This is a genomic window from [Clostridium] celerecrescens 18A (assembly GCF_002797975.1).
In the GTDB taxonomy this organism is placed as follows: domain Bacteria; phylum Bacillota; class Clostridia; order Lachnospirales; family Lachnospiraceae; genus Lacrimispora; species Lacrimispora celerecrescens.
This window is the reverse complement of record NZ_PGET01000001.1, coordinates 2,532,356-2,558,340: the sequence shown is the minus strand read 5'-3', so window position 1 is coordinate 2,558,340 and position 25,985 is coordinate 2,532,356. Positions and strand designations below refer to the sequence as shown.

General features: G+C 44.1%; 21 protein-coding genes. All 21 read left to right on the top strand.

From position 1 onward, the window contains the following. Positions 1-2: 2 nt before the first annotated feature. The gene (locus H171_RS11825; protein WP_100305328.1) at positions 3-2,006 is read left to right on the top strand and encodes a glycoside hydrolase family 127 protein; all 2,004 of its coding nucleotides are present in this window, start codon (positions 3-5) and stop codon (positions 2,004-2,006) included. A 12-nt stretch (positions 2,007-2,018) separates the two neighbouring features. Then, on the top strand, positions 2,019-4,034 hold the full coding sequence (locus tag H171_RS11820) for a beta-galactosidase (protein ID WP_100305327.1): 2,016 nt from the start codon (positions 2,019-2,021) through the stop codon (positions 4,032-4,034). An 84-nt stretch (positions 4,035-4,118) separates the two neighbouring features. After that, positions 4,119-5,888, top strand: coding sequence for a sensor histidine kinase (locus H171_RS11815; protein ID WP_100305326.1), 1,770 nt, complete (start codon positions 4,119-4,121; stop codon positions 5,886-5,888). Between the two features lie 3 nt (positions 5,889-5,891). Further along, the gene (locus H171_RS11810; RefSeq protein ID WP_100305325.1) at positions 5,892-6,923 is read left to right on the top strand and encodes a response regulator transcription factor; all 1,032 of its coding nucleotides are present in this window, start codon (positions 5,892-5,894) and stop codon (positions 6,921-6,923) included. A 142-nt stretch (positions 6,924-7,065) separates the two neighbouring features. Continuing rightward, a complete protein-coding gene (locus tag H171_RS11805) occupies positions 7,066-8,475 on the top strand; it encodes an ABC transporter substrate-binding protein (RefSeq protein ID WP_100305324.1) in 1,410 nt (469 codons plus the stop codon). A gap of 335 nt (positions 8,476-8,810) precedes the next feature. Next, entirely contained in the window at positions 8,811-9,689 is an 879-nt protein-coding gene (locus H171_RS11800; RefSeq protein WP_100305323.1) for a carbohydrate ABC transporter permease, read from the top strand. A gap of 14 nt (positions 9,690-9,703) precedes the next feature. Next, positions 9,704-10,534: a carbohydrate ABC transporter permease gene (locus H171_RS11795; protein ID WP_100305322.1), complete on the top strand. Its 831-nt coding sequence runs from the start codon at positions 9,704-9,706 to the stop codon at positions 10,532-10,534. 5 nt (positions 10,535-10,539) lie between these two features. Then, positions 10,540-11,805, top strand: coding sequence for an alpha,alpha-trehalase (locus H171_RS11790; RefSeq protein ID WP_242976944.1), 1,266 nt, complete (start codon positions 10,540-10,542; stop codon positions 11,803-11,805). Further along, a complete protein-coding gene (locus H171_RS11785; RefSeq protein ID WP_100305321.1) occupies positions 11,798-13,162 on the top strand; it encodes an apiosidase-like domain-containing protein in 1,365 nt (454 codons plus the stop codon). Before H171_RS11790 ends, H171_RS11785 begins: the two co-directional genes overlap by 8 nt. Beyond that, on the top strand, positions 13,147-14,592 hold the full coding sequence (locus H171_RS11780) for a four-carbon acid sugar kinase family protein (protein ID WP_100305320.1): 1,446 nt from the start codon (positions 13,147-13,149) through the stop codon (positions 14,590-14,592). The genes H171_RS11785 and H171_RS11780 overlap by 16 nt, the downstream gene beginning before the upstream one ends. Beyond that, positions 14,589-15,260, top strand: coding sequence for an aspartate/glutamate racemase family protein (locus H171_RS11775; RefSeq protein ID WP_100305319.1), 672 nt, complete (start codon positions 14,589-14,591; stop codon positions 15,258-15,260). The genes H171_RS11780 and H171_RS11775 overlap by 4 nt, the downstream gene beginning before the upstream one ends. A 51-nt stretch (positions 15,261-15,311) precedes the next feature. Then, positions 15,312-16,133: a BKACE family enzyme gene (locus H171_RS11770; protein ID WP_100305318.1), complete on the top strand. Its 822-nt coding sequence runs from the start codon at positions 15,312-15,314 to the stop codon at positions 16,131-16,133. 301 nt (positions 16,134-16,434) lie between these two features. After that, a complete protein-coding gene (locus tag H171_RS11765; RefSeq protein ID WP_100305317.1) occupies positions 16,435-16,743 on the top strand; it encodes a PTS sugar transporter subunit IIB in 309 nt (102 codons plus the stop codon). A 122-nt stretch (positions 16,744-16,865) separates the two neighbouring features. Continuing rightward, a complete protein-coding gene (locus H171_RS11760; RefSeq protein WP_100305316.1) occupies positions 16,866-18,230 on the top strand; it encodes an acyclic terpene utilization AtuA family protein in 1,365 nt (454 codons plus the stop codon). Between the two features lie 18 nt (positions 18,231-18,248). Next, positions 18,249-18,569 carry a DUF4387 domain-containing protein gene (locus tag H171_RS11755; RefSeq protein ID WP_100305315.1) on the top strand — a complete coding sequence of 107 codons (321 nt, stop codon included), beginning with the start codon at positions 18,249-18,251 and terminating at the stop codon, positions 18,567-18,569. Positions 18,570-18,586: 17 nt separating this feature from the next. Continuing rightward, entirely contained in the window at positions 18,587-19,507 is a 921-nt protein-coding gene (locus tag H171_RS11750) for an ABC transporter permease (protein WP_100305314.1), read from the top strand. 10 nt (positions 19,508-19,517) lie between these two features. Then, positions 19,518-20,405, top strand: a complete 888-nt coding sequence (locus tag H171_RS11745; RefSeq protein ID WP_100305313.1) for a carbohydrate ABC transporter permease — start codon at positions 19,518-19,520, stop codon at positions 20,403-20,405. A gap of 62 nt (positions 20,406-20,467) precedes the next feature. Then, the gene (locus H171_RS11740; RefSeq protein ID WP_207655189.1) at positions 20,468-21,943 is read left to right on the top strand and encodes an extracellular solute-binding protein; all 1,476 of its coding nucleotides are present in this window, start codon (positions 20,468-20,470) and stop codon (positions 21,941-21,943) included. A 20-nt stretch (positions 21,944-21,963) separates the two neighbouring features. Next, positions 21,964-22,953 (top strand): ADP-ribosylglycohydrolase family protein, encoded by a 990-nt coding sequence (locus H171_RS11735; RefSeq protein WP_242976943.1) that lies wholly within the window; start codon positions 21,964-21,966, stop codon positions 22,951-22,953. Between the two features lie 62 nt (positions 22,954-23,015). Next, positions 23,016-25,118 carry an ADP-ribosylglycohydrolase family protein gene (locus H171_RS11730; protein ID WP_100305312.1) on the top strand — a complete coding sequence of 701 codons (2,103 nt, stop codon included), beginning with the start codon at positions 23,016-23,018 and terminating at the stop codon, positions 25,116-25,118. Between the two features lie 123 nt (positions 25,119-25,241). Next, positions 25,242-25,913, top strand: coding sequence for a FadR/GntR family transcriptional regulator (locus H171_RS11725; protein ID WP_166433615.1), 672 nt, complete (start codon positions 25,242-25,244; stop codon positions 25,911-25,913). Positions 25,914-25,985 lie beyond the last annotated feature (72 nt).

The window sequence follows — 25,985 nt, the reverse complement described above, 5'->3', positions numbered from 1 at the left end:
CGATGCTGACAGATTTAAAAAAATCACCCTTTGCCCGTGTTTGCGGTCTTCCCTTTCCCGCGGTGAAATGGACAGGCGGATTATACAAGGAACGGCTTGACACCTGTATGAACTCTACGGTCCCCCATCTGCGAAAAATGTTTGAGAGTAAAGACATCAGCCATGTGGCGGAAAATTTTAAGATAGCGGCGGGTGAATCAGACGGTGATTTTGACGGCACTGTATTTGGTGACGGTGATTTTTATAAATGGATGGAATCTGCTGTTTATACAGCGGTTCTGGGAGATGACCGGCAGCTTTTGGAAGAGCTTGAGGATTATGTTGGATTGATCGGCAGGGCACAGATGCCTGACGGATATATTTCCACAAAACAGATTATCAGTGAGAAGAAGGGGAAGGCCGCAAGACTTGGTGATATAAATGAATTTGAAGTCTATAATTTCGGCCATCTGTTCACTGCGGCCTGTCTGTATCAACGTGTGACAGGTCGGGACAGCTTTCTTGGGATTGCCGAGAAAGCCGCCGGATATTTAAAGCATCTGTATGAAGAGGCCAGGAAGAGCAGGCAAGCGCAGACTGCTGTATGTCCTTCCCATTACATGGGGCTGGCCGAATTGTACCGGACAACGGGAAAGCAGGAGTATCTGGATTTGCTGAAAGATGCAGTGGAGCTGCGTGACTGCGTAAAGGAAGGACTGGATGACAACCAGGACAGACTTCCTCTTAAGAAGCATGATAAAATCATCGGCCATGCGGTGAGAGCCAATTACCTGTATGCAGGAGTGGCGGATTTATGCCTGGAAGAGGAAGATCCGGAACTTACGGAGGTCCTTCATAAAGTATGGCACAGCCTTGTGACTCAGAAGCTCTATATAACCGGAGGATGCGGTGCTTTGTATAACGGTGCGTCGCCATATGGAAACTTTTTCACCCACCAGCTGGTCCATCAGGCTTATGGATATGAATACCAGCTACCCAATGTGACTGCTTACAATGAGACCTGTGCCTCTGTGGGAGGCGTATATTGGGCATACCGCATGTTTTGCATGGAGAAAAAAGAGGAGTATGCGGAGGTTCTGGAACGGATGGTCTTAAATGGGAACCTGGCGGCAGTCAGCCTGGATGGGAAGAGATTCTTCTATGAGAACATGCTGCGCCGGGCAAAAAAACTCCCTTATGAGCTGATCTGGGGACAGGAGCGTACGGAATATATTTTAAGCTACTGCTGTCCGCCTAACCTGGCTAGGCTGATTGCCCAGCTGAGTGAATACGCTTACACCGTAGACGATACTGGCATTTATCCGGTATTATATGGTGCCAGCCGGTCGGATATGAAACTCATGAATGGCTTTGAAGGTGTTCTGGTTCAGGAAACGGACTACCCATATGACGGAAAGATAACCTTTCGCTTTGAAGACATGAAGAAGAATGTGCCGGTGAAGCTGCATTTGAGGATCCCGTCCTGGATGCGGGGAGAAAGCGGGGTGCAAAAGGCCGAAAACGGGCAAAAGCCCATTTGGGAAAGGAAGCTTTTGAACGCGGACAGGGGAAGCTATCTGACCGTGGAAATAGAGGATCCGGAACATACCGTGATCAGCCTGGATTTAGGGATGAAGCCCCGTCTGACCTGCTCCCATGCTCTGGTGGAAGAAAACTGCAATCAGGTAGCTGTGGAGCGGGGGCCACTGGTATACTGTCTGGAAGGCATGGACGCTCCGACGGAAACCATTGACGATCTGTTTGTTCCGTCAGACGTACGGTTTAAGCCGGAGGAGATTGAGATAGAAGGCCGGAAGGTGACCGGGCTTGGGGCCACGTTTTTGAAGAAAATTCATGGACCGGAATATGATAGAAATTCCCTTTACCAGGATTATTCTGAGGAAGGCTATGAACCGGTCCCGGTGCACATGATTCCTTATTTTGCCTGGGATAACCGGGGGTTGGATGAGATGCGCATCTGGATGCCTGTAGTCAGAAACAGATTCGGCAGCGAAAAGCAAGGATGAGGAGGCAGGTCAATGTTATATGGAGTATCCTATTACCCGGAACATAAAAGCAAAGAAGAGCTTAAATGGGATTTAAAGCTGATAAAGGAATCGGGAATCAATACGGTCCGAATGGGGGAGTTTTCCTGGTGCCGGATGGAACCCGAGGAAGGTAAGTATGATTTTTCCTGGCTGGACCCGGTGATTGAGGAACTGGGACAGGCAGGCATCCGTACGATCGTAGGAACGCCTACGGCTTGTCCGCCGGCGTGGATGGTGGAAGCATGGCCGGATATGTTATATCAGGATAACCGGAGGATTCGACGTCCTTTCGGAGGCAGAAGACATGGATGCTATAATCACGAAAAATACAGGAAGGCCTGTGCCGGCATCGCAAAAGCCATTGGAAAGCAATATGGCAGGAATCCCTATGTGGCAGGATTCCAGATTGACAATGAACTGGCCCAGGAAGGAACGGGAAGATGTACCTGCGAAAACTGCCGGAAGAAGTTTCAGAATTGGCTGAAGCAGAAATACGGCGGGATCGAATCCTTTAACAGGAGAAGCGGTGCCATCTTCTGGTCCCAGGAGTACCGGTCCTTTGAACAGATCAACCCGCCGGTCAATGCCATTGAGCCGGGGGCGCAGATCCAGATACGGGACTTTTATGAAAACCCAACGGTTCGTCTGGAGTTTGAACGGTTTTCCAGTGAATGCCAGATCGAGTTTCAAAACATTCAGGCTGATATTCTGAAGGCTTTTACTTCCCATCCGGTGACCACTAATGGAACGGGACTTGTGACCAACAGCATTGACTATTTTAAAGGCTTTGAACAGTTAGATTTCTATTCCTTTGATTATTATCCCAATCTGCGGGACGCCTGGGTGGATTCCTTCCCCTATGCATTTGGCAGAGGGGTGAAGCCTGACCTGCCATTCTGGGTCATGGAATTTATGTCCGGCGGAGGCCACAGGCTGAGCGGGACGGGGCGGCTGCAGCCCGGACCCGGCGCATTGAAGCAGGCGGTGGTTCAGGCATTTGCCAATGGGGCCGATTTACTTTTACACTATCAGTTCCGCAGCTTTCCGGCGGGGGCAGAGCAGCTAAACTATGCAATCGTGGATTTAGACGGGACTCCTAGAAGACGGTATTATGAAATGAAGGAAACTGCCGCTGTGTTAAACCAGCTGAAACCTTTAAAAGAAGCATCTTTCTGCTCGGAAGTAGGGATTCTGCTGGATTATGACAGCCATTGGGCACTGAAGATAAAGCCTGTCAATGAGCCTGAATTTTCTTATATGGATTTTGCCGGGAAGCTGTATTATAATTTAGAGCGTATTGGGATACATTCCGATGTGATTTCCCTTGAACGTGATTTCCAGGAGTATAAGGCATTGGTGCTTCCGGCCTCCTTTGTTCTGAAAAAAGAGACGGCAAGAAGGCTCAGGGAATATGTAAAACAGGGCGGAATTTTAATCGCCACCTTTTTGACCGGTGTTAAAAATGAGGATAACCTGGGGTATACCATACCTCTTCCAGCCCATCTTGACGAAGTATTCGGAGTTACGGTGCAGGAGGTTGAGCCGGTATTTGACAGCAACCGGACCAGACTGGGCATCTGTATGGCATCTGAGGAAGATGAGGTGGAAACTAGGGACAAAGCGTGGAGCGAGCTGCTGGCAGGGGAAGCAGAATCCCTGGGAACTTACAAGGAAACTTATAAGAAGGACTCTATGGTGATTTCCCAACATTCCTATGGGGACGGAACGGCCTGTTATGTGGGAACGGATCTGGAAGATCCGGCATGGAGGACACTTTTCAAGTCACTGTTAGGTCCTGTCTGCAGATGGAAGGATGAGATGGAAGCTCCAAAAGGAGTGCAGGTATTAAGCAGGATCTGGCAGGGGAAACAGATCTATTTCCTGTTTAATTTTTCCGGACAGGAGAAAGCTGTCAGCATTCCGGCAGGAAAAACCGATTTTCTGACAAAAGAGAAGCTTCAACAGGAGATAATCTTAGGGCGGAATGATTTTAAGGTCATTGTGTAAGGATAAGCATTAGAAAAGAGAAATAAGGGAGCACCGGATTTAAGGTTCTTCCTTATTTTTGCATAGCAAGCGGAGAGGGGAATTATGAAACGGTGGAAATTATGGTTGGAGGAAATGTGGAAAAAGAGAAGCATCAAGAATCAGATTTTGATTTCCATGCTGATTTGCCTAATCCTGGCAGTGGCTTTGGTTGGCAGCATGACCTTTATTTTTTCAAAAAGGACCATGGAGCGCAATTACCAGAATTCCCACAGATACAATTTAGAGGTATCCGGCAGCATCATCGACATTCAGCTGCAGAATATAGTCGACCTTTCCAGGACCCTGCTTAACAATCAGAATTTTAAAAAAATTATGACGAAGAAGCAAAAGAAAAGTACTTATTTTTCCAGCCGCGATGATGTTGTTTTAAATCATACGCTGAGGGATTTGACAGAGCAGAATAAATACATTCAAAGTGCGGTAACCATTCATAAAAGGGGAAATATCTATTTTTACAGCAAGCTGACCCTGCAGAATGGCAAGATGCTTAAGTATCATAAGAATGAGGATATTTTAGCTATGGACTGGGTCGGTGTGGCGGACCGGGAAATGGGGAAAGAGGTATTTTACGGGTACAATGTGCTGTTTGATGATAACAATGAAACATTTTCCATGGTAAAAGCTTTAAAAAATACGGAACATGGGGAAGACATGGGGTATGTGGTCTTTAACATTAAAAAAAGCATGTTTCTTTCCGCGTTTGGAAAAGGGGATGAGGGATATGTAACCAACCGGTATATGATTTTTGATAAGAACGAGAACCGGTCTGTAAGCAGACCTGACTGGAATCTCGTCTACTTCCACGGAGGAACGGACGTGAAGCAGGAGGTTCTGGAGGATTATATTTCAGGTGAGACGGGTAAGTATTTATTCAGTGAAGTGCACAATGAAAAGGGTGACTGGGAAGTGGTCAATGTAATTGCCAGAGAGGAATTAAGCCGTGACAGCAATTATATCGCCTGGATTTCCATGCTGGTATGTATGGGTATGCTGATTATATGCTGCCTGTTTGTCAACGGGATTTCCAAGGTCATTACATTTCCTCTGGAACAGCTGAAAAAGAATATTGACGTGGTCAGTAAAGGAACTTTCCGCATTGAAGAGGAGTTTGACGAGACGGAAATAGGAAAGATCGGCACCCAGTTTAAGAACACGGTAAACAATAATCTGGACCTGCATGAAAAACTCCTTCATTCTGAAATCAAGGAAAAGGAGGCGGAGCTTTTACTTCTGCAGTCGCAGATCAACCCTCATTTTTTGTACAACACCCTGGATTCCCTTTATTTTATGGCGATAATTAAGCATGCGGATGAGATCGCGGATATGGTGCTTGCACTTTCGGATACGTTTAAGCTGAGCTTGAACAGAGGAGAAAAGCTGATTGAGGTCGGTGCTGAGATTGAAAAAATAAAAGCGTATATGAAGCTTCAGAACATGCGTTACCACAACCGTTTTGAACTGAAGATTGAGATAGAGGAATCCCTGATCAGCCGGAAAATTCTTACGTTTATTCTGCAGCCGGTTGTGGAAAATGCGGTGTATCACGGGTTGGAGCCGAAGCTTGGCGGTGGGTGCAGCATCCACTTATCCGGCTGTCTTGACGGGGAAGTTATGGTATTTAAAATCAAGGATAATGGGGTTGGAATTGTGGACATGAACCTTCTGGATGAAGGCTACGGAGTAAAGAATATAAGGGAGAGGCTGTCCTTGTTCTATGGGGATCAGGCAGGTATCTGTTTTGAAAGTGAGGCGGGAGCGGGAACGGAGGTCACCGTAAGAGTGCCGCTTTATGCAGAAAAAGAGGGGGAATAACAGATGTATCGAATGGTGGTTGCAGATGATGAATATATCGTGGTTGAGGGGATCAAAGCGATTCTGGAACGGCAGAAGCTGCAGTGCGAGGTGGTGGGATATGCTTACAATGGAATCGACGCTCTTGACGTCATACAGGAGCAGAAGCCGGACATTGTCATTACAGATATCAGGATGCCCGGGTTGGACGGGCTTTCCCTGATCGAAAGCTGCAAGGAATTTCTGCCGGAAGCCAGTTATGTGGTGATCAGCGGTTATACGGAGTTTGAATATGCCAGGAGGGCCATTACCCTGGGCGTGGTGAATTATATAGATAAGCCGGTTACCATACAGAAAATTGAGGAAGTGCTGCAGGAAGTGGAAAAAAGGAACAATCCGCCCCAATACGCATATAACCGGATCATACGTGAGACAGACCGTGTTGTGGATATGGTGCTTATTGGAAAAGCGGAAGGGCTGGAAGAGGGAATGGATAGAATCTTACGGGTGATGAGGGAAACGGTCCCTGATTTTGAGCAGTATAAACAGGAGATATATAAGATCATGTCCATGCTGGTCCAGATTTTTAAGGAAACGAACCCGGATGCTGTCTGTCAGATTACCCATCATGATGTGGAAAAACTCCATGGGGAGGAAGAATGCAGGCTGTACTGCCTGTCCCTCATCCGTAAGATGAGCGAGCTTTTTCTTGGAAAAAAGGTTGGAAGCAGCCACCGTGTCATTCAGAAGCTTCTGCAGTTTATTGATGAGAAATATGCGGACAACATCGGCTTAAATGAGCTTGCCATGCTGGTGAACATGAATCCGGCTTATTTAAGCATTTTATTCCGCAATGAAGTGGGCATGAGTTATGTTAAGTATTTAACGGATTTGAGGATTAAAAAGGCAAAAGAGCTTCTGGATGAGGGCATGAAGGTGATGGAAGTCAGTGAAAAGGTGGGATATTATAATTACCGGTATTTTTGTGAGATATTCAAGAAGTATCAGGGTATAACGCCGAACGAATATAAAGGACATACCAGAAGAAGGGATTAAATACACAATAAGAAAATATAAATGATAATTATTATATAAAAAGTGTACAAAAACAAAGAAATGACTGACTAGTATATGGAGAAGTTCCTTGTTAAAATGTATCTATCAAACAAAAAACTATGAAGCATGTGGGAGGTAGTAAATGAAGAGAAAAGTTTTAGCAGGAATCCTGGCTGCAGCCATGATGACGACCTTATTGACCGGCTGCGGAAACAAACAGGCATCCGATGGCGGCGGACAGACTGGGGCAGAAACGGAATCCGCAGCAAAAACGGAATCCGCAGCGGGAACAGAACCTGCTGCAGGGGCTGACTCAGTAAAACCCAGCACAGCGGAGGACCCCAAGCTTACAAAGAACATGAAAATTTTATCGATCTGGGCGGAAGACAATGATAACGGCGTGCTGATCAAGGCTCTCTGTGAGAAATACCAGAAAGAGGTGAATCCTAACTTCACATGGGATTATGAAGTGGTGTCTTCCGATAACCTAAGACAGAAGGTGTCTACCCTGGTGGCTTCCAATGATCTTCCGGATATGTTTGTATACGAATCAGGCAAACCGATTGTAGACCTGATCGAAGCAGGAAAGCTGGTAAATGTTTCAAAGGTGCTGAAGGATTTTAACTGTGAAGACGCATTGAATCCATCAGCAGTCTCTCTTTTGAAAAGTTTATCAGGAACGGACGATATTTATGATCTGCCTCTTGGAATGAATGTGGAAGGCTTTTGGTATAACAAGGCTTTGTTTGAACAGGCAGGCTGCCAGGTTCCGAACACTTGGGAGGAGTTCGAGTCTGTGCTTGCAAAGCTGAAGGGAGCGGGAATCCAGCCGATCGCGTGCGGTGCTGCGGATAAATGGGGTGCAACCCGACTTTTAAATTCTTATCTCGTCAGAATTGCCGGAGCTGATGCCATGGCAAAAGCAGATGAAGGAATATCCAAATATACGGATGAGGATTACGTGAAGGCCGCCCAGAAAATACAGGATTGGGCAAAAGCCGGATATTTCGGTGAAGGTGTCAATACCGTAGACATGAACACCGCGGGCTCCATGCTCATGACCGGACAGGCAGCCATATTCTATAACGGCTCATGGTTTACAAGCAACTTAAATGATGCTTCCCAGAATTTGGCAGGAGAAGACGGAATCGGATTCTTCAACGTGCCCGTCGCAGATCCTTATGTCAGCGATGAAAGCAGTTATTCCATGAACTGCGGCAATATTCTTTCCTTCAGCCAGAAGAACTATGATGAGGCGACCGGCTGGTTTATGAAATATTTCGCAGAAAATATGGGCGATCTGGCCATGGAGCTGCAGGGGAGCGTAAAGGGGTATAATTATACGGTTTCTGCAGAAGGCGCCAGTGGTTATACACAAATGGTTCTTGATACCATCAACAATGCGGAAAGTGCTTTTACATGGTTTGAAGCAACCATGGGCAATGAAGTTCAGAATGTGGCAAAAGACGGAATCCAGACCTTGTTAACCGGTGAATTATCGGCAGAGGATTACATGAAGTCCATTCAGGAAGCCTGGGATATGAGCCAGTAGTAAGAATTTAACTTCTATAAGTCGGATGGCCTGATAAGCCGTAAGATAAGATACGGGGTGCTGTGAAGTTCTGAAAAGGAATCCAGCACCCCTTTTTTTAACCGAATCAAGATATTCAGGTGGAGTACAAGCACCACCTGATAAGCAGCGATAGCTTCTATTCGGTTATGCCCGATGGAGCGGGGCAGGGCCTCCCCCGCAAATCGGGGACACTGTAAGCAAGTAGCGAAGCGGATTGCGAATATCCGCTTGGCCCGAATCCGGCAGCAAAACGGATTGTTTAAGTCCGTCTGGCATGCGGGAGCGTCAAATGGAAAGGGATTGGAGGTTTTTCTATGAAAAAGGTATTGGAAAATAAAACGGCAATTGCAATTTTCGTATTACCTGCATTGATCGTCTATTCTGTCATAGTCATTCTGCCTGTAATATGGTCTTTGTATTACTCGTTTTATTCCGGGTCTCCGGGGCTGAAATGGGAGTTCTGCGGGTTTGACAACTTCCTGCGTCTGCTGGGAGACAGCAACTTTAAAGCATCTATGGCTGTGAATCTGAAATATATATCCATTGTAATGGTAGGGCAGGTAGGTATGGGGCTTTTATTAGCTCTGATGTTTTATTTCTGGCTGAAACGTTTTAAGAATGTGATCCGTACTCTGGTATTTTTTCCGGTTGTGCTGCCCACCGTGGCAGTGGGGCAGCTGTTCCAGAAAATTTACGAGATACAGCCAAATTATGGACTGTTAAACAGCCTTTTAGATACCCTGGGTCTGACCGGTCTGGTACAGCCCTGGATCGGCCAGGCTTCAACGGCCCTGGGAAGCTTGTGCGTAATGGATATCTGGGTGGCCATGGGATTTTATGCCGTTATCTTCTACGGGGCGCTTTTGGATATTCCGGGAGACGTAATCGAAGCGGCGAAAATTGATGGAGCAGGCGGACTGCAGCTGTTTCGTCATATTCTGGCCCCTTTGCTGCATGCAATGATCATCACCTGTCTGATTTTCAGTTTTTCCGGAACGGTGAAAATGTTTGAATCCGCGACAGCACTGACTAACGGAGGACCTGGAGCGGCCACAAGATCCCTGTCCATGTATATGTATAATGTTTCCTTCACCTATAACAAGGTGGGTTACGGAAGTGTGGTTGCGCTGTTCATATTCATGCTGTGCGTATTTGGATCGTCCATCATCCGCAGGTTTGATGTAAAAGAATAGGAGGAAGATCGAGCATGAAAAAAGGATTTAAATCAATTGCAATTAAATTAGTCATTGTTTGTCTTGTGGTGATCGAAGTATATCCGCTGTTCTGGATGCTGACCGCTTCCTTAAAACAGCAGAGTGAGTGGACCAGCAAGCCGGCATATGCGTTAAACTCGGGCTTCTATATCCAGAATTACATAGAGGCGTGGACAAGAGGAAATATGGACGTTTTTTTTAAAAACAGCTTCATATGTACGGTGGTTTCCTTATTCTTTATTGTACTGTTTACGGTAACTGTCAGTTTTGCGGTAACAAAGATGAGATGGAAGCTTAAGGGGGTCGTTGGAAAATATTTTGAATTTGGCATCATGATTCCGGTGGCAACTGCCCTGATTCCCTTATTTCAGATTTATTCCGGCATGGGCCTTTTAAACAGCAGGCTCTGCCTGATCATTACATACACGGCTTTCGGCCTGTCTCTGTCGACTCTTTTGACCACCGGTTATCTTCGGTCGTTTCCCGATGAGATTATGGAAGCAGCGGTGATTGACGGATGCGGTATCTACAAATTGATGTGGTATGTGGTGGTACCGCTGATGAAGAATGCCATTGTTACGGTTTTAGTATTGCAGTTCTTCTTTAAATGGAATGATCTGATTTTTTCCATGACATTTATCAGTGACCAAAAGCTGAAGACGGTTCAAACCGGTCTTCTGTATTTTCAGAATGAATTTGGAGCGAAAAACTGGGGAGCGATTTTTGCTTCCGTGTCTATGTGTGTGATTCCTATGCTGATCTTATATATGATTCTGAACAAAAGGGTAATCGAAGGGATGACAGCAGGAGCGGTGAAAGGATAAGCAGGATGATGGATCAGGAAAGTATGCGTTATGCGCAGGAGATAAAAGATTATGTGGCAGGTCATGTAAACGGGCTTTTAAAAGAGCCTCATGGATTTATCCGCCATCCCTTTATTGATCCGGGCAGTGTCTATGACGGAAATTTATGGGACTGGGATACCTACTGGTCGGTTTACGGATTATTCGGTATCATGGATTCTTTTTCAGAGGATCTACAGGAAAAGATTCTGGTCCATGCCAGAGGAAATGTGAAGAATTTTATGGATCATCAGCTGGAGGATGGCTATATTCCCATGATGATCGAGGTTGACCGGTGGCCGGAGCCCTATTTAAACATGAAGCATAAGGAAGGCGTGCAAATGAACATGCATAAGCCGTTTCTTTGCCAGCAGTTGCGTCTGATCAGTGAATACCAGGGGGATTATTCCTGGTCAAGGGAGTATTTAGACGGGCTGAAAGCATACTTTGACTGCTATTACCGAAATTATTTTATGGAAGATAAAGGGCTGTTTGTCTGGTGCGATGACATTATGATAGGGATGGACAATGATCCCGCTTCCTTCGGACGTCCGAAATTTTCCACAGCAAATATATACCTGAATTCATTTATGGTTCTGGAAATGCAGGCATACGGGTGTGTTCTGAAAAACGCCGGAAAAAGCGGTGAGGCCCTGGAGTGGGAGGACCGGGCGAAAGCCCTGATACAGTCCATACAGGAGGAGTGCTGGGATAAAAGGGATCAGTTCTTCTATTCTGTGGATGTGGATATCAGGACCAGAAAATTTGACTGGTTCCACGAAGGCCTTGGGGTGTTCTGGAAGACCCTTCCCATTAAAATAAGGGTATGGTCCGGATTTATTCCCATGTATGCTGGTTTTGCAACAAAGGAACAGGCAAAGAGCCTGGTCAGTCATTATCATGATGAGAATACATTTCACAGCAGTTTTGGAATCGCCACTTTGGCAAAGGATGAGAAGATGTTTAATCTTGAAGCGACCAATAATCCCTCCAACTGGCTTGGCCCTGTGTGGCTGGTAGCCAATTATGTGGTGTTTCAGGCCATGCTCTCTTATGGATACCGGGAAGAGGCAGAAGAAATCTGCCGTAATTCTTTAAAGCTTCTGGGCACGGATCTGGAAAAGACGGGATGTATGCATGAATATTACAATCCGATCAACGGAGATCCGGTGGTAAACGGCGGTTTTATAAACTGGAACCTCCTGGCGATTAACATGTTGGCTGACTTGGAAAAGGAGAAAGAGCATGGATAAGAAACCCTGGGAGAGCGGACTTCTGCGGGTGCATGAAAACAAACGGTATTTTACCAATGGGGACACGCCTTTTTTCTGGCTGGCCGATACTGCCTGGCTCATGTTTCAACGGCTGACCTTAGAGGAGACATACCGGTATTTGAGAAACCGGAAGGAAAAAGGATATAATGTGATTTTAGCAGACTTTCTGCATACGGCTGACCAAAGGAATCTGGGGGGAGATACGGCGCTGATGGATGGTGATTTCTCAAAAATCAACACCTGCGGAACCTTTTGGAGACATATTGACCGGGTAATGGAAATGGCAGAAGAGCTGGGATTATATCTGGGAATTCTGCCGGTATGGGGTAGCGATATTGTAAAAAACGGATCCTTAAATATGGGGAACCTAAAGAGTTTCATGAAATTCGTGCTGGATCGTTATCACCACTGCCCGAATCTGATCTGGATCGTGGGCGGCGATGTGAGAGGCGATGTCAATCGTGAGCTTTTCTGTTCCATGGGAAAAATGATGAAAGAGGATGAGCCGGACCGTCTGGTTACTTACCATCCCTTCGGGAGGACGGATTCCTCCCAATGGTTCCACAATGAAGCGTGGCTGGATTTTAATCTGTTCCAGTCAGGACACAGAAGATATGACCAGGATCAGTTAGGATCATGGGATGACAACCGGCCCTCAGAAACCTGTTTTGGTGAAGACTGCTGGCGTTATGTGGAAGGCGACTATATCAGGCTGCCTGTGAAACCTGTTCTGGACGGTGAGCCTTCTTATGAATGGATTCTGCAGGGACTTCATGATAAGACCCAGCCTTATTGGCAGGCTGCAGACGTCAGGCGTTACGCCTACTGGGATGTGTTTGCCGGGGCAGCAGGCCATACTTACGGACATAATGCGGTGATGCAGTTTCATCGTGATTTATCAGAAGAAGGGAGCTTTGGCGTAAACTTTTTATGGGAAGACGGCCTGCATCATACCGGAAGTTCACAAATGAAGCATTTAAAAGATTTAATGGAGTCGGTCGGCTTTGTTCACGGGAAACCGGCGCAGCAGCTGCTCCGGTCCGAACAGGGAGAAAAGTACGGTCGGATCAGTGTATTTGCCGGAGAAGACTTTTTAATGGCTTATTCTTATACGGGAAGGGAAATAAAGCTTTCCCTGGAAGATTATAAGGAAAAACGGATGATGGTATTCTGGTTTTGTCCGGCGACAGGAGGAAAGAGCTATATTAAGACCGTCAGCGGGCAGCCTGAAATTACGGAAACACCGCCTGCCAGGGATGAAACAAAGGATATTGTGCTGCTGTTGCAGGAAGAAAAAGATATACATGGAGAAGTAGACGGATGGAAAAAAGAATAAGCAGTGAGATATTACATTCATACCCCCGTTACGATAAGAGGAAGGTGGATGATCTGCTGACAGCAGAAGCCGATGCTGATACCAGAAAAATTATTGTTTTGGATGATGATCCCACAGGGATACAAACAGTCCATGATCTATCCGTTTACACGGACTGGTCTCTGGAAAGCATAGGCCGTGGTTTTGAAGAAAAAAATAAATTATTTTTCATTTTGACTAATTCAAGGGGATTTACGGCAGAACAGACGGCAAAGGCCCATGAGGAAATTGGAAAGCGGGCAGACCGGACCGCAAAAGAGATGGGACGGGAATATCTGATTGTCAGCCGCGGGGATTCCACCCTGCGCGGTCATTATCCATTGGAGACCGAAGTGTTGAAGGCGGTTTTAGAAGAGCAGAACCCGTGGAAGGTGGACGGTGAAATTTTGTGTCCTTTTTTTGCGGAAGGAGGACGCTTTACCATTGATAATGTCCATTATGTTAAATATGGGGACGAACTGGTTCCGGCGGGAGAGACGGAATTTGCCGGGGATAAGACGTTTGGATATCAGTCTTCCAACCTCTCCGAATATATCGAAGAGAAGACAGAGGGAAGGTTTCGGGCGGATTCCGTTGTCTGCGTTTCGTTGGAAGATTTAAGGGGAATGAAACTGGATAAAATCACGGAGCAGCTGCTTGCTGTAAAGGGTTTTCAGAAAATCATCGTAAATGCGGTGGATGAATATGATATTAAGGTTTTCTGCATTGCTCTTTACCGTGCCATGGGTAAGGGAAAGCATTACATCTTCCGGACGGCTGCGGCTTTTGTAAAAGCGTTTGGCAATATCAGTGACAAACCCCTTCTTACGAAAGATGAGATGATAACTGAGGCCGGAAGGACGGCAGGGATTGTGGTGATTGGCTCTCATACGGAGAAAACCACCATGCAGCTGGAAGAATTAAAAAAGACGGCTGGTCTTCAGTTTGTTGAAATGGATTCTGATCTGGTGCTGGTGGCTGGAGGACTGGAACGGGAGGCTAAACGGATACGGACTGTGTGTGAAAATGCGGTCCGTGAAGGGAAAACCGTGGTCGTTTATACAAAGCGCCGCCTGCTTTCCATAGAAAATGATACAAAGGAAGCTGCACTGCTTCGTTCGTTAAAGATATCGGAGGCGGTGATGTCCCTGGTTGAGAAGCTGGAAGTGACACCGGCATTTATCATTGCAAAAGGAGGCATTACTTCCAGTGACATTGGAACCAAAGCTCTCAGGGTGAAACGTGCCCAGGTTCTGGGGCAGATCCGTCCGGGAGTTCCGGTATGGCGCATTGGAGAAGAGAGCAAGTTTCCCGGATTGCCATATGTCATTTTTCCGGGGAATGTGGGAGAGGTGACTACGCTCCGTGAGGCTGTGGAGCTGCTAATGATACAAAGAAAGGATTCATTATGAAAATTGGTTTGATTTATACCAGCACTACTCCGGAGCTGGTTGAAATTGTGGAAAAAGAAGTCAGGGAACAGTTAGGCAGCGAAGCGGAGCTCATAAGCTTTCAGGATCCCACCATTCTGGCGGAGGTGAGGAAAGAAGGTTATGTCACAGCAGCACCTGCGGCAAGGCTGATAGGGATGTATATGAAGGCGGTGGAGCAGGGGGCGGATGCAATTTTGAACCTATGCTCTTCTGTGGGTGAGGTTGCCGACTGCGTGCAGGATGCAGCCAGATATCTGGGGGTGCCCATTGTGAGAGTGGATGAAGAGATGTGCAGGGAAGCGGTCAGACTGGGCAGGAAAATCGCAGTGATGGCAACACTTCCTACCACTCTGGAGCCTACCAAAAGAACTGTTTTACGGGTTGCAAGAGAAATGGGGAAGCATGTGGAGATGATGGAGGTGCTGGTGGATGGTGCGTTTGGTCTGGATCAGGGGCAGTTTAAGGTCTTGATGGCAGAGCATGCCGGAAAGGCTGCGAAAGAGGCGGATGTGATCCTGTTTGCCCAGGGCTCCATGGCGTATTGTGAAAGCTATATTGCTGACCTGTATGGGAAAACCGTGCTTTCCAGCCCGGGATTTGGAGCAAAGGCCCTGAAGGCGGCCCTTATTTCAAAAGGAACCTTATAACCAATGCCCCTTATAACCAATGACTTTATAACAAAGGAACAGGAGAGCTGTATGAAAAAAATAGTGATATCCGTTGCACCGGTGTCTGCAGATGATACGTTGATCGATCCCAGGAAGATCGCAGAGGATGTCATTGCCTGCAGCAGGGCAGGAGCCGGGATGGTGCATCTGCATGTAAGGGATGGGAATGGAAGGCTGACACCGGATTTAGCCCTGTTGGAGGAAACGGTCCGGTATATCCGTTCGGAAAGCGATATTGTCATCCAGGTATCTACGGGAGGGGTATCGGATTTAACCATAAAAGAGCGCTGCACACCTGTATTTGCGGACTGGGTGGAAGCCAATTCCCTGAATGTAGGCTCTGTGAATTTGGGAGATCAGGTTTATATCAATCCTATTAAAGATGTTTATTATTGCGTGGAGCAGATTCTTAATCATCATAAAACTCCGGAGATAGAAGTTTTTGAGATCGGCATGATTAAAACCGCAAGGGATTTGTCCATGAAGTATGAATTTACAGACCCAATTCTGTTCAGCATCGTGCTGGGACATATGGGAGCAGCTCCGGCCACGGTCCGTACCTTAAAGTCCATGCTGGAAGCATTGGACGAATTCTTTCCGGAGAAAGAGAACATCCTGTGGGGAATTACCCATGCCCATCGGACAGATTTCCAGATTATAAAAACTGCACTCGATCTGGGGGCCTCCACGGTGCGGATCGGATTTGAAGACAGCAGGTATTTAAGCCGGGAAATCATAGCCGACACGAATCTTCAGCTGGTAGAGGCGGCAGCAGGCATCGTGAGAGAGAAGAAAATGCTGCCTGCTTCCCCTGATGAAATAAGGGCCATGCTGAATATTCATTCCCTATAACAACAGGTCTGAGAACCGGAGTTAGTGGGAGTAGTGGTTTACGTATAAATCCAGATGCCAGGTAATTATAGCATCTGGATTTATTTTGCCTTTAAAACATTTAATCAAGGAGTTCACCGATGAAACTCACACTAAGATACTTCCTTCTGCGGTTGAATCGCTGTTTCACAGATTTGTAAACGAATGTGATAAGCTTGATGGAAAAATTGAAAGAGCATGGGGGTGCTGATATAATAGAGATAAGTCAATGCATTACTAATTAAACAGGACATGAATCAAAGAGAAGAAAGGGAGTAGAAATATGAAAAAGCTTAAAATAACACTTGCCTGTGCCGGCGGTATGTCAAGCAGTATGCTGTGCAAGAAAATTATCACAGCATCAGAAAAGAAAGGCTATGCAGGTACAGAGTGCGAAGCCTATTCTGTTCATAGCTTGCAGTCGGCAGCTCCGGGCAGTGATGTGATTTTACTGCCTCAGGTAAGTTATATGAAGGATACCATAGTGAAAAAATACCCGGATATTCCTGTTGAGGTTATTTATATGAAAGACTATGGGATGATGAACGGTGAAAAAATCTTTAATGATATGGCAGAAAAATTTGGTTGGTAAATAAGGATATAAAAAGATCAAAAATGATTGACTTGATGGATAATTGTGCTATAATCTAATTGTTAAACAATTAGATTAATAAACTTATGAGCTTTAATAGTACATTGAATTCTGGAGGTCATATGAAGAAAGAAATAAAAATACTGGCACCCTGTGGAATCCTTGGTTATGGATATCCCAAGTCCTCTTTTCTAAAAGGAATGTCTTATAAACCGGATGCAATCGTTGTTGATGCGGGAAGTACCGATGCAGGACCGCATAAATTAGGTGCCGGAGTAGCAATTGTAAGTGAAAAAGCCTGTAAAAAAGACTTGGAAATCATGATTACGGAGGGGGCAAAAGCTAAGATTCCGGTAATCATCGGGTCAGCCGGAGGAAGCGGGGGAAGCGTTCATGTTGAATGGACCTGGAATATTATAAAAGAAATTCTTAAGGAACATGCATTGCAATCACAAAAAGTAGCAATCATATGGGCGGATATTCCTAAGGAAGTGGTAAAAGAAAAATTACATAATGGCAAAGTTCAGCCGTTGGGTCTTTCTGTAAAAGAACTGACGGAAGAACGGCTGGAATTAACCAATGGTATTGTGGCTCAGATGGGGCATGAACCGATTGTAAAAGCATTAGAATCGGGAGCTGATATCATAATCTGCGGAAGGGCCTATGACCCATCTCCCTTTGCGGCAGTAGCCGTGTATCACGGATTTCCGCTGAGCTATGGATATCATGCCGGCAAGATTCTTGAGTGCGCAGCCCTTTGTGCCGTACCGGGAACTACAAAAGACTGTATGCTTGGAACCATAACAGAGGAAGGATTTTTGATTACACCATTATCTGATGAAAGAATCTGCACTCCTCTTTCCGTGGCAGCTCACACATTTTATGAAAAAGATCATCCATATATCCTTCATGGTCCGGGAATAATTTTAAATTTAAAAGATTGTGAATTTAACCAGGTTGACGAAAAGAGCGTATTTGTAACCGGAAGCAGGATTGAACAATCAGATCCTTACTGTATTAAATTAGAGGGAGCCATGAAAGTTGCCTACAGAACCTTTGTGGTAGCTGGTGTAAGAGATTCTCTAATGATATCACGGTTAGAGGAAATAGAGAGACTTGCGGAAGAGCAGGTCAGAACGTATTATTCGGATATACCGGAGGAGGATTATACGATTCACTTTATTAATTATGGAATGAATGGTGTAATGGGAGAGCTGGAACCTTCGAAGGAATTACCCCATGAAGTCGGAATCGTTTTTGAGGTAATTGCCAAATCCCAGGAACTTGCCGATGCAGTATGCGGTTCGCTTCGTTCCAGTTTACTTCATTATGGTTATATCGGGAGAAAATCAACTGCCGGAAATCTGGCTTTCCCATTCGCGCCAAGTGATATTCCATTTGGTCCAGTATATGAATTTTCCGTTTACCACTTAATGGAAGTAGAAGATAGTTGTCAGATGTTTCCCATTGAATACCCTGATATGTAATGGAAGGAGGAGATAAAAATGGCGGAATGCAGTTTATATGATTGTGCGAAAGTAATACGTTCAAAGAACAGTGGACCTTTTGAGATTACGTTGGATGTGCTTTTTGATGATCCGGTGATTTATCAAAAAATAAAAGACAGTAATATTATAAATAAAGCTACGATTTGCAGTCTGTACCGGTTGACTGAAGATAAGATCACACAAATTGTTTTTTATGACAAGGCATTGGGGTTTAAAATTACATTTGCGAGAAAAATATCATCAGGTACTTGTTACGATACCGATGTTTATGGGGCACAACAACATGCACCTTTAAGTGAATTAATCGTCAGCATTTAGAAAGGGAGTGTCGGGTGATGGCAAAACAAAAAGCAGGGGGGGCACAATCAAAGTTAAAGCGCATCTGGCGGGACAGGGTTTTATATCTTACCTTACTGCCTACTTTAATATATTTCTTTGTATTCCATATGATACCGATCATTGGCATGAAACTGGCCTTTTATGATTACCGGATTAAGGGTGATAATGTATTTGTAGGATTTACATATTTTAAAAAGTTATTTTCGACTCCGGTATTTTTTCAGATACTGGAAAATACTTTGATAATCAGTGCGATGAAGATATTCCTGTTTTTCCCGATGCCTATCATTTTTGCAATTATGTTAAATGAATTTAAGGCAGGACCTTTTCGAAAGGGTGTACAGGTGATCTCTTATCTGCCGCATTTCCTTTCCTGGGTTGTAATTGCAGGAATATGGTTTGAATTTTTATCTCCTTCTACCGGGATTTTAAACAGCGTTCTGACCAGTTTTGGTTTCGAAAAAGTAAATTTGTTAACAAGCAAAAGTTCAATAAGATGGGTTCTGCTGGCATCGGAATCCTGGAGATCCATTGGGTGGGATTCCATTGTATATCTAACGGCAATTATGGGGATTGACCCAACTCTATATGAAGCTGCAAAAATAGATGGGGCTAACCGCTTTCAGATTGTTGGAAGTATCGTTTTGCCGGCTTTGGCTGTAACAATGGTTACCGTTTTAATTTTGAATATTGGTTTCTTTATGAATGCAGGTCTGGATCAGGTGCTGAACTTTACCAATGCTGCAGTTAATTCTAAGATTGATATCATAGACACCTATGTTTATCGGATAGGTCTGCAAAATTCCCAGTATTCCTTAGCAACAGCAGCGAATCTGTTTAAAGGTGTAATCGGTACACTCTTAATTGTTTCAACCCATCTGTTTTCTAAAAAGCTGACTGGTAAGGGTGCATGGTAGGAGGAAAGATATGAAAAGAAGAAAGAAGATATCAATTGGTAAACTTCTATGCGGCTTTATTATGATGCTTTTAGCGTTATGTATGTTAGTTCCATTATTGAATATCCTGGCAAGATCTCTTTCACAACCGGATTTAGTTCATAGCCTGAAAGGATATGATATACTGCCCAAAGGATTTTCCACGGTGAATTACCAGGTTATTTTAGGACAGCCTATTGTAATCAGAAGTATACTGAATTCATTATTTATTACGGTTGCCGGTGTAATTTTAAATATTATATTGACAGCCAGTGCGGCTTATGTTTTAACTAGGCCGGGACTGGTTGGTAAAAAAGTCTTTATGTATTTCTTTATTATTATGATGATATTTGAGCCGGGCATTGTACAGGAATATTTTCTGATGAAACATATTCATCTATTGGATAACCTGTTTTCCATGGTTATTTACAGAAGTGTAAATGTCTATTATCTAATTATATTAATGAGATTTATGGAAGAGGTTCCGGCTTCCATTCAGGACGCTGCAAGAATTGATGGAGCTGGGCATTATAACATCTTATTTAAGATCATGATACCTTTATGCAGAATCCCATTAATTACGGTGGGAATGTTTTATGCGGTGTTCCGCTGGAATGAATTTTTTAAATCCAGTATCTTTTTAACCAGCAAAAATCATACGGTCTTACAGGTGCTTTTAAGGCAATTTGTTGTTAATTCAGATTCACAGGTAATTGTCGGTGCATCCAATATATTAGCTAATAATAATATTGCACAACTGGATAACGCTTCTTTAAAAGCAGCAACCATTGTAGTGGCTGTTGTACCAATTTTATTATTATACCCAATTATTCTTAAATACTATACCAATGGTGTTATGTCAGGAGGTGTGAAAGAGTAGATAATCGTTTGCTTTGCGGGAAGGCATAGAAAAAATTATATAAATCATATGGAGGGTATGCAATGAAAAAAACAATATCATATTTATTAGTTATGGGAATGGCAGTACTGTCCCTGGCTGGCTGCGGAAAAAAGATTGATTCCGGATCCAATGTACAAAGCACTCAGGACAGCACGAATGATTCTTCATCTGTAACAATTAAGGCAGTAATAAAGGATTTGTCAGCAGATGATGAAGTTTCTGTAAAATTTCTGGAGGCAGTAAGCAGCGGTGTATCAAAAGAGCTTGGCCGGGAAGTACATTTGGAACTGGCTCCGATCTCTGATGGTACTTATTCAGAAAGCATGAGTCTTTTGCTTCAAAGCGGCGAAATTCCGGATCTGATGTATTTCCAGGGCGGCGATTATCAATTTGCCATTACCCAGGGGATCCTGGAAGACCTGACCCAATATGTGAATAATTCGACGAATATTAAAGCATTAATGCAGCCATATAACAAGGAAAGATTAGAGAACTATCCATATCTCTTGTGGTTGTCACCGGATAGAATAAAGGTTCCGGTTGTGAGACAAGACTGGTTTGATGCAGCAAAATCAAGTAAAACACTTTTGGATAATCCTACTACTGACAATTATAAAGCATTCTTTCAGGAGTTAAAAGAGAACAACAATCTTAAAGCCGCATATACCGTACCCGGAGATATTGCCGAACTGGATACTGTATTTAATCTGGCCTTTGGGGTTAAGGCAACCTGGATAAAAGAAGGTGATAAATATGTTTACAGTAAAGTTACAAATGCAGAAAAAGAAAAATTGGCATTTTATGCAGAGCTTTATAAAGAGGGATTATTGGATAATGAGTGGCTTACAAAAAAATGGGACACAAAAGAAAGTGCCTTTTATAATGGCGAAGTTGGAGTTGTAAGCGGAACCCAGGGCAGTGTCGTTAACGTTTACAATAATAAGATGGTCACACAAAATGGTGAAAATGCAAAGCTAGTTATTCTTCCGCCGGCAAAAGGTGCAGCACAAGGATATACTCCGGGTGATGTCAGTAAAGAATCCCGGGGCTGGGCAATCAGCAAATATTCGGATCATAAGGATGTTGCTTTTGCAGTTTTAGAGTATATGGCCGGTAAGGAAGGTCAGCTTCTTGATAAATTGGGTTACGAAGGTGAAGAATACAATATAGAGAATAATGAAATTGTATTAACCGATAAAATATCGGAGTGGTGGCCTCGCTTCCACGAATCAATTGCAAATTTTGATGCGCCTATATCAAGTAAGACCCCGTATTTCAGCGAAGCAGCCCTTAAATCTTTAGACATGGTCAATACCTACTCTTCTTTTGACAATGCATTTGTTATACCGGATGAATATGCAACAAACTGGGATGCAAGCCAGGCACTTTACATAGAATTTGCAGCGGATGTAATAAGCGGTAACCGTTCCATAGATGAATTCGATCAATTTGTTGCAGATTGGAATGCATTGGGCGGAGCAGAAATTACTGAATACGCGAACACGATACTGAAATAATCAAGGGAAGAAAGGAATGTATGATGTTAACAAGAGAATATCTGATTCAAAATAAAGAAGTTGCACTGGATAAAGCAATCGGTTCACTCGGTGGTTTAGCGATCGGTGACTCCTTCGGTGATGCAGCAAGAAGCCCAGAAAACCAAAGAGATTATGGAATAACTACGGATTTTAATAAAGGTTCTTCCTGGAGTACGGATGATACGGAATTTGCCCTTTTGACGGCTGAAACTATGATTAAAGCCGGTGGTGATTTTACTTCGGAAGATGTAGTAACTATGTGGTTAAGACATGTGGCAACAGAAGATGAGCTGAAACGTGGCGGTGTCAGCGAAGTGGAAGCATGCAATAATCTGCGGAGAGGCATGCGTCCGCCGGAATCAGGAAGATTCAATGCTTACTATTTAAGCGATGGAGCTGCTATGAGAAGCGGTCCGATTGGTATCTTATGTGCAGGTGATCCGGAAAGAGCAGCCAGACTGGCGGAAATTGATGCCAGCGTAAGCCATCATATGGATGGTGTCTGGGGAGCACAGGCTGTTGCCGTTGCAGTATCCCTGGCAATGGTTGATGCTTCCATGGACGAAATATTAGACGCTGTTTTAAAAACAGCACCAAAAGGATCCTGGTTCAGGGAAACATTATTACGTGCCTTTCAAATTGTAGATGATGCAAAAGGTGATATTGCAGATGCCTGGATGCCACTGCATTATGAATTATTTTCCACGCACCGTTCTACGGTGGCGGAGGCATTGCCGGAAGTATTTGGATGCTTGAAATTAGAGCATAGCAGTTTTAAGTCAGGATTAATTCTCGCCGGTAATTTTGGACGGGATGCAGATACCATTGGAGCTGTAGCAGGAGCTGTTCTCGGAGCAAAATACGGTGCAAAAGGCATACCGGAGAAGTGGCTGCAAAAAACCAGATATCCATCCGGAACCTGTTTAGGCTTTACAAAAGGTATTGATATCTTTGACCGAGCAGCCAAATTAGCAGCCTTAATTAAATAATATCATATGACCTGTCTGTCAGATTGACAGACAGGTCATGGTTATCAAAGGAGAATGAGAATATGATACCTGATAAATATTTGGAAAAGGTATATTCCGGATTTTTGGGGATGAATATTGGTATTCGTTTAGGGGCTCCCGTGGAGCCCACCATATGGACTTATGAACGTATTCTAAATACATACGGTGAAATTACGGATTATGTAAAGGACTTCAAAAATTTTGCTGCAGATGATGATGTGAATGGGCCGGTGTATTTTCTTCGGGCTTTATATGATGATGCAAAAGACGGTAATTTAAAACCCCAGGATGTTGCCAGGGCATGGCTGAATTATTCCCGTGAGGGTGTTGGCATGTTCTGGTGGGGCGGCTATGGCATCAGTACGGAGCATACGGCTTACTTAAACTTAATGCATGGCATTCCTGCACCCCAGTCCGGATCTGTGAATCAGAATGGTCAATTGCTTGCAGAACAGATCGGAGGCCAGATATTTATTGATACCTGGGGACTGGTGAATCCATGCCGGCCGGACAAAGCAGCGGAATTCGGGCAGAGTGCCGCCAGTGTATCCCATGACGGAGAAGGAATTTATGGTGCCCGTTTTTTCTGTGCATGCATTGCCCATGCCTTCCAATGCCAGGATATCCATGAAATTATTCAAGTAGGGCTATCACAAATCCCTGACCATAGCTTATATGCAAAGGTTGTAAATGCAGTACTTGATTTTCACAGGGGAAATGATCATTGGCGGGATTGTTATAACATGCTGGTACGTGATTGGGGGTATGATAAATACGGCGGTGTCTGCCATATGATACCTAACGCAGGTGTATGTGCATTATCCATGGTATACGGGAATGGAGATTTTGCAAGGACAGTAGAAATTGCCACCATGTGCGGCTGGGATACAGACTGTAATGCAGGCAACGTAGGAACCGTGCTGGGTGTTATGTGTGGGATCGATGGACTGCCGGATAAGTATCGCAAGCCAATAAATGATGGCATAATCCTATCTGGAATTTCCGGTTCTTTGAATAATCTGGATGTACCTACTTACGCGAAAGAGGTTGCTTTGCTGGGTTACAGACTGGCTGAGGAAGAAGCCCCGGCCCCGCTTCTTGATAGTATAAAAGAAGGAGAAATTCATTTTGATTTTGAACTTCCGGGATCTACCCATAATATGCGGTTATCAGATTCATTTTTTTGTACTGCAAACCATTCCACCGATGTAGCATATAAAGGAAACGGTTCCCTAAAGATATTAGTCGATCGGATGACTCGGGGAAATCAGTGTAAGCTGTACTATAAACCTTTTTACCGCCGGGATGAATTTTCTGATGAGCGTTATATGCCAGTGTTTACACCTACGGCATATCCAGGACAGACAGTATCTATGAAGCTTTATCTGGATCAATGGAACGGATGGGAAACACTTGGGATAGCGCCTTATGTTCGTTCTGTGAGTGATAAGAAAGAACATTTACAGGGATATGTGAAACTAGTGCAGGGGGAATGGATCGGCGTGACCTTTACGATACCGGAGGTAGACGGGGATTTAATTGATGAAGTTGGTATCGTAATTGAAGGTTATTCCATTGCAAAGGCCAAAACCCTGGGTTTCCTATACTTAGATGAATTTTCTATTACAGGTAAAAGCAAGTATACTGTTAAAATCGCTAAGCAGCGAAAGGAATTTGGTACAATCACCCCATTTTCTGTTGATCATGGAGCCTGGGGGAAGGACGGAAATGCCCTGTCTCTGATGAGGTGCGAGCCAGCCTTTGCCTATGCCGGTAATTACTTTTCAAAAGATGTAAGGGTGACAGTGCCGGTTACTCCGATCCATGGGGAAAGCCACCTGTTACAGATCCGTGCCCAAGGTGCAATGCGTGGATATATTGCCGGATTTTCAGAAGAGGGGAAAGCAGCAGTATATAAAAATGATTTTGGTTATACAAAAATGATAGAAACTGATTTTGCCTGGAAACATGGTACTACTTATAAGCTTACTCTGGAAGCAGTTGGTGATTGGATTACCCTGTCCGTAGATGGTGAAAAAATATTAGAGATGAAAGATGGCAGCTTCCGGTATGGTATGTTTGGCTGTGGTTCCATTGGTATGGGGAGAACATTATTCGGTGATTTTGAAATTATGGAGATTTAGTGGCCAGTTCCACACCGGAAAAGAATGGGGTCGATGCAATTCGTTGACTTATCTATTAATTCAGGTATAATTAATGTGTTAGACCTTTAAAATGTTAAGTTAGAGATGAAGCGAGGTATCAATATGGGTTTTGCTCCAATTGAGAATGAAAGACTATCAGATAAAGTTGTACGGGTTATAATGGAACAGATAAAAGACGGTACTTTAAAACCTGGAGATAAATTACCAAATGAACTCGATTTGGCTGATGAATTCTGCGTAAGCAGAGGAATTCTAAGGGAAGCCCTGACGATATTACAAGCAAGAAATTATATCTGTAGAAAGCCGAAAGAGGGTACATTTGTTAATCCGAATATTTCAGAAGTTATGAATGTTTCTGCGGGAATTACACTAAAAGAAGGTACTTATAGCGATTTAATTGAAATGCGTGTTTGCCTGGAACAAAGGACCGTGGAGAAAATCATTGAAACTGCATCGGATGAAGAGATTGAGGAATTATATGATTTGATTTCAGAAACAGACAAGAAAAAAGGAGCGCGTTCCATCGATCACTATTTTCACTATCGTCTTGCAGAGCTTTCCCATAATGCAATATTTATGAATTTTATTGATTCCTATTATGATATCATTGATGAGGTTGTTACCCATACAACTAAGAATACAAACCGCAGACAGGAAATATATAAGGAACATTGTGAAATAATTCAAGCTCTTAAGGAAAGAGACAAAGAAAAGGCAAAAGCAGCAGTGGTAAGCCATCTTGAAAATGTATTACAAAATATTAAAAACGATTGAGTGTAATATGAGTTCATCGGGTATCCATTCATAATAAATGATCTTATTGAAAAAAGTATTAGATTGTTGTTG

What these genes read in the sequence shown, in the direction of transcription:
- H171_RS11825 (WP_100305328.1), top strand. Translation starts at nt 3, where the DNA reads ATGCTGACAGATTTAAAAAAATCACCCTTTGCCCGTGTTTGCGGTCTT.
- H171_RS11820 (WP_100305327.1), top strand. Translation starts at nt 2,019, where the DNA reads ATGTTATATGGAGTATCCTATTACCCGGAACATAAAAGCAAAGAAGAG.
- H171_RS11815 (WP_100305326.1), top strand. Translation starts at nt 4,119, where the DNA reads ATGAAACGGTGGAAATTATGGTTGGAGGAAATGTGGAAAAAGAGAAGC.
- H171_RS11810 (WP_100305325.1), top strand. Translation starts at nt 5,892, where the DNA reads ATGTATCGAATGGTGGTTGCAGATGATGAATATATCGTGGTTGAGGGG.
- H171_RS11805 (WP_100305324.1), top strand. Translation starts at nt 7,066, where the DNA reads ATGAAGAGAAAAGTTTTAGCAGGAATCCTGGCTGCAGCCATGATGACG.
- H171_RS11800 (WP_100305323.1), top strand. Translation starts at nt 8,811, where the DNA reads ATGAAAAAGGTATTGGAAAATAAAACGGCAATTGCAATTTTCGTATTA.
- H171_RS11795 (WP_100305322.1), top strand. Translation starts at nt 9,704, where the DNA reads ATGAAAAAAGGATTTAAATCAATTGCAATTAAATTAGTCATTGTTTGT.
- H171_RS11790 (WP_242976944.1), top strand. Translation starts at nt 10,540, where the DNA reads ATGATGGATCAGGAAAGTATGCGTTATGCGCAGGAGATAAAAGATTAT.
- H171_RS11785 (WP_100305321.1), top strand. Translation starts at nt 11,798, where the DNA reads ATGGATAAGAAACCCTGGGAGAGCGGACTTCTGCGGGTGCATGAAAAC.
- H171_RS11780 (WP_100305320.1), top strand. Translation starts at nt 13,147, where the DNA reads ATGGAAAAAAGAATAAGCAGTGAGATATTACATTCATACCCCCGTTAC.
- H171_RS11775 (WP_100305319.1), top strand. Translation starts at nt 14,589, where the DNA reads ATGAAAATTGGTTTGATTTATACCAGCACTACTCCGGAGCTGGTTGAA.
- H171_RS11770 (WP_100305318.1), top strand. Translation starts at nt 15,312, where the DNA reads ATGAAAAAAATAGTGATATCCGTTGCACCGGTGTCTGCAGATGATACG.
- H171_RS11765 (WP_100305317.1), top strand. Translation starts at nt 16,435, where the DNA reads ATGAAAAAGCTTAAAATAACACTTGCCTGTGCCGGCGGTATGTCAAGC.
- H171_RS11760 (WP_100305316.1), top strand. Translation starts at nt 16,866, where the DNA reads ATGAAGAAAGAAATAAAAATACTGGCACCCTGTGGAATCCTTGGTTAT.
- H171_RS11755 (WP_100305315.1), top strand. Translation starts at nt 18,249, where the DNA reads ATGGCGGAATGCAGTTTATATGATTGTGCGAAAGTAATACGTTCAAAG.
- H171_RS11750 (WP_100305314.1), top strand. Translation starts at nt 18,587, where the DNA reads ATGGCAAAACAAAAAGCAGGGGGGGCACAATCAAAGTTAAAGCGCATC.
- H171_RS11745 (WP_100305313.1), top strand. Translation starts at nt 19,518, where the DNA reads ATGAAAAGAAGAAAGAAGATATCAATTGGTAAACTTCTATGCGGCTTT.
- H171_RS11740 (WP_207655189.1), top strand. Translation starts at nt 20,468, where the DNA reads ATGAAAAAAACAATATCATATTTATTAGTTATGGGAATGGCAGTACTG.
- H171_RS11735 (WP_242976943.1), top strand. Translation starts at nt 21,964, where the DNA reads ATGATGTTAACAAGAGAATATCTGATTCAAAATAAAGAAGTTGCACTG.
- H171_RS11730 (WP_100305312.1), top strand. Translation starts at nt 23,016, where the DNA reads ATGATACCTGATAAATATTTGGAAAAGGTATATTCCGGATTTTTGGGG.
- H171_RS11725 (WP_166433615.1), top strand. Translation starts at nt 25,242, where the DNA reads ATGGGTTTTGCTCCAATTGAGAATGAAAGACTATCAGATAAAGTTGTA.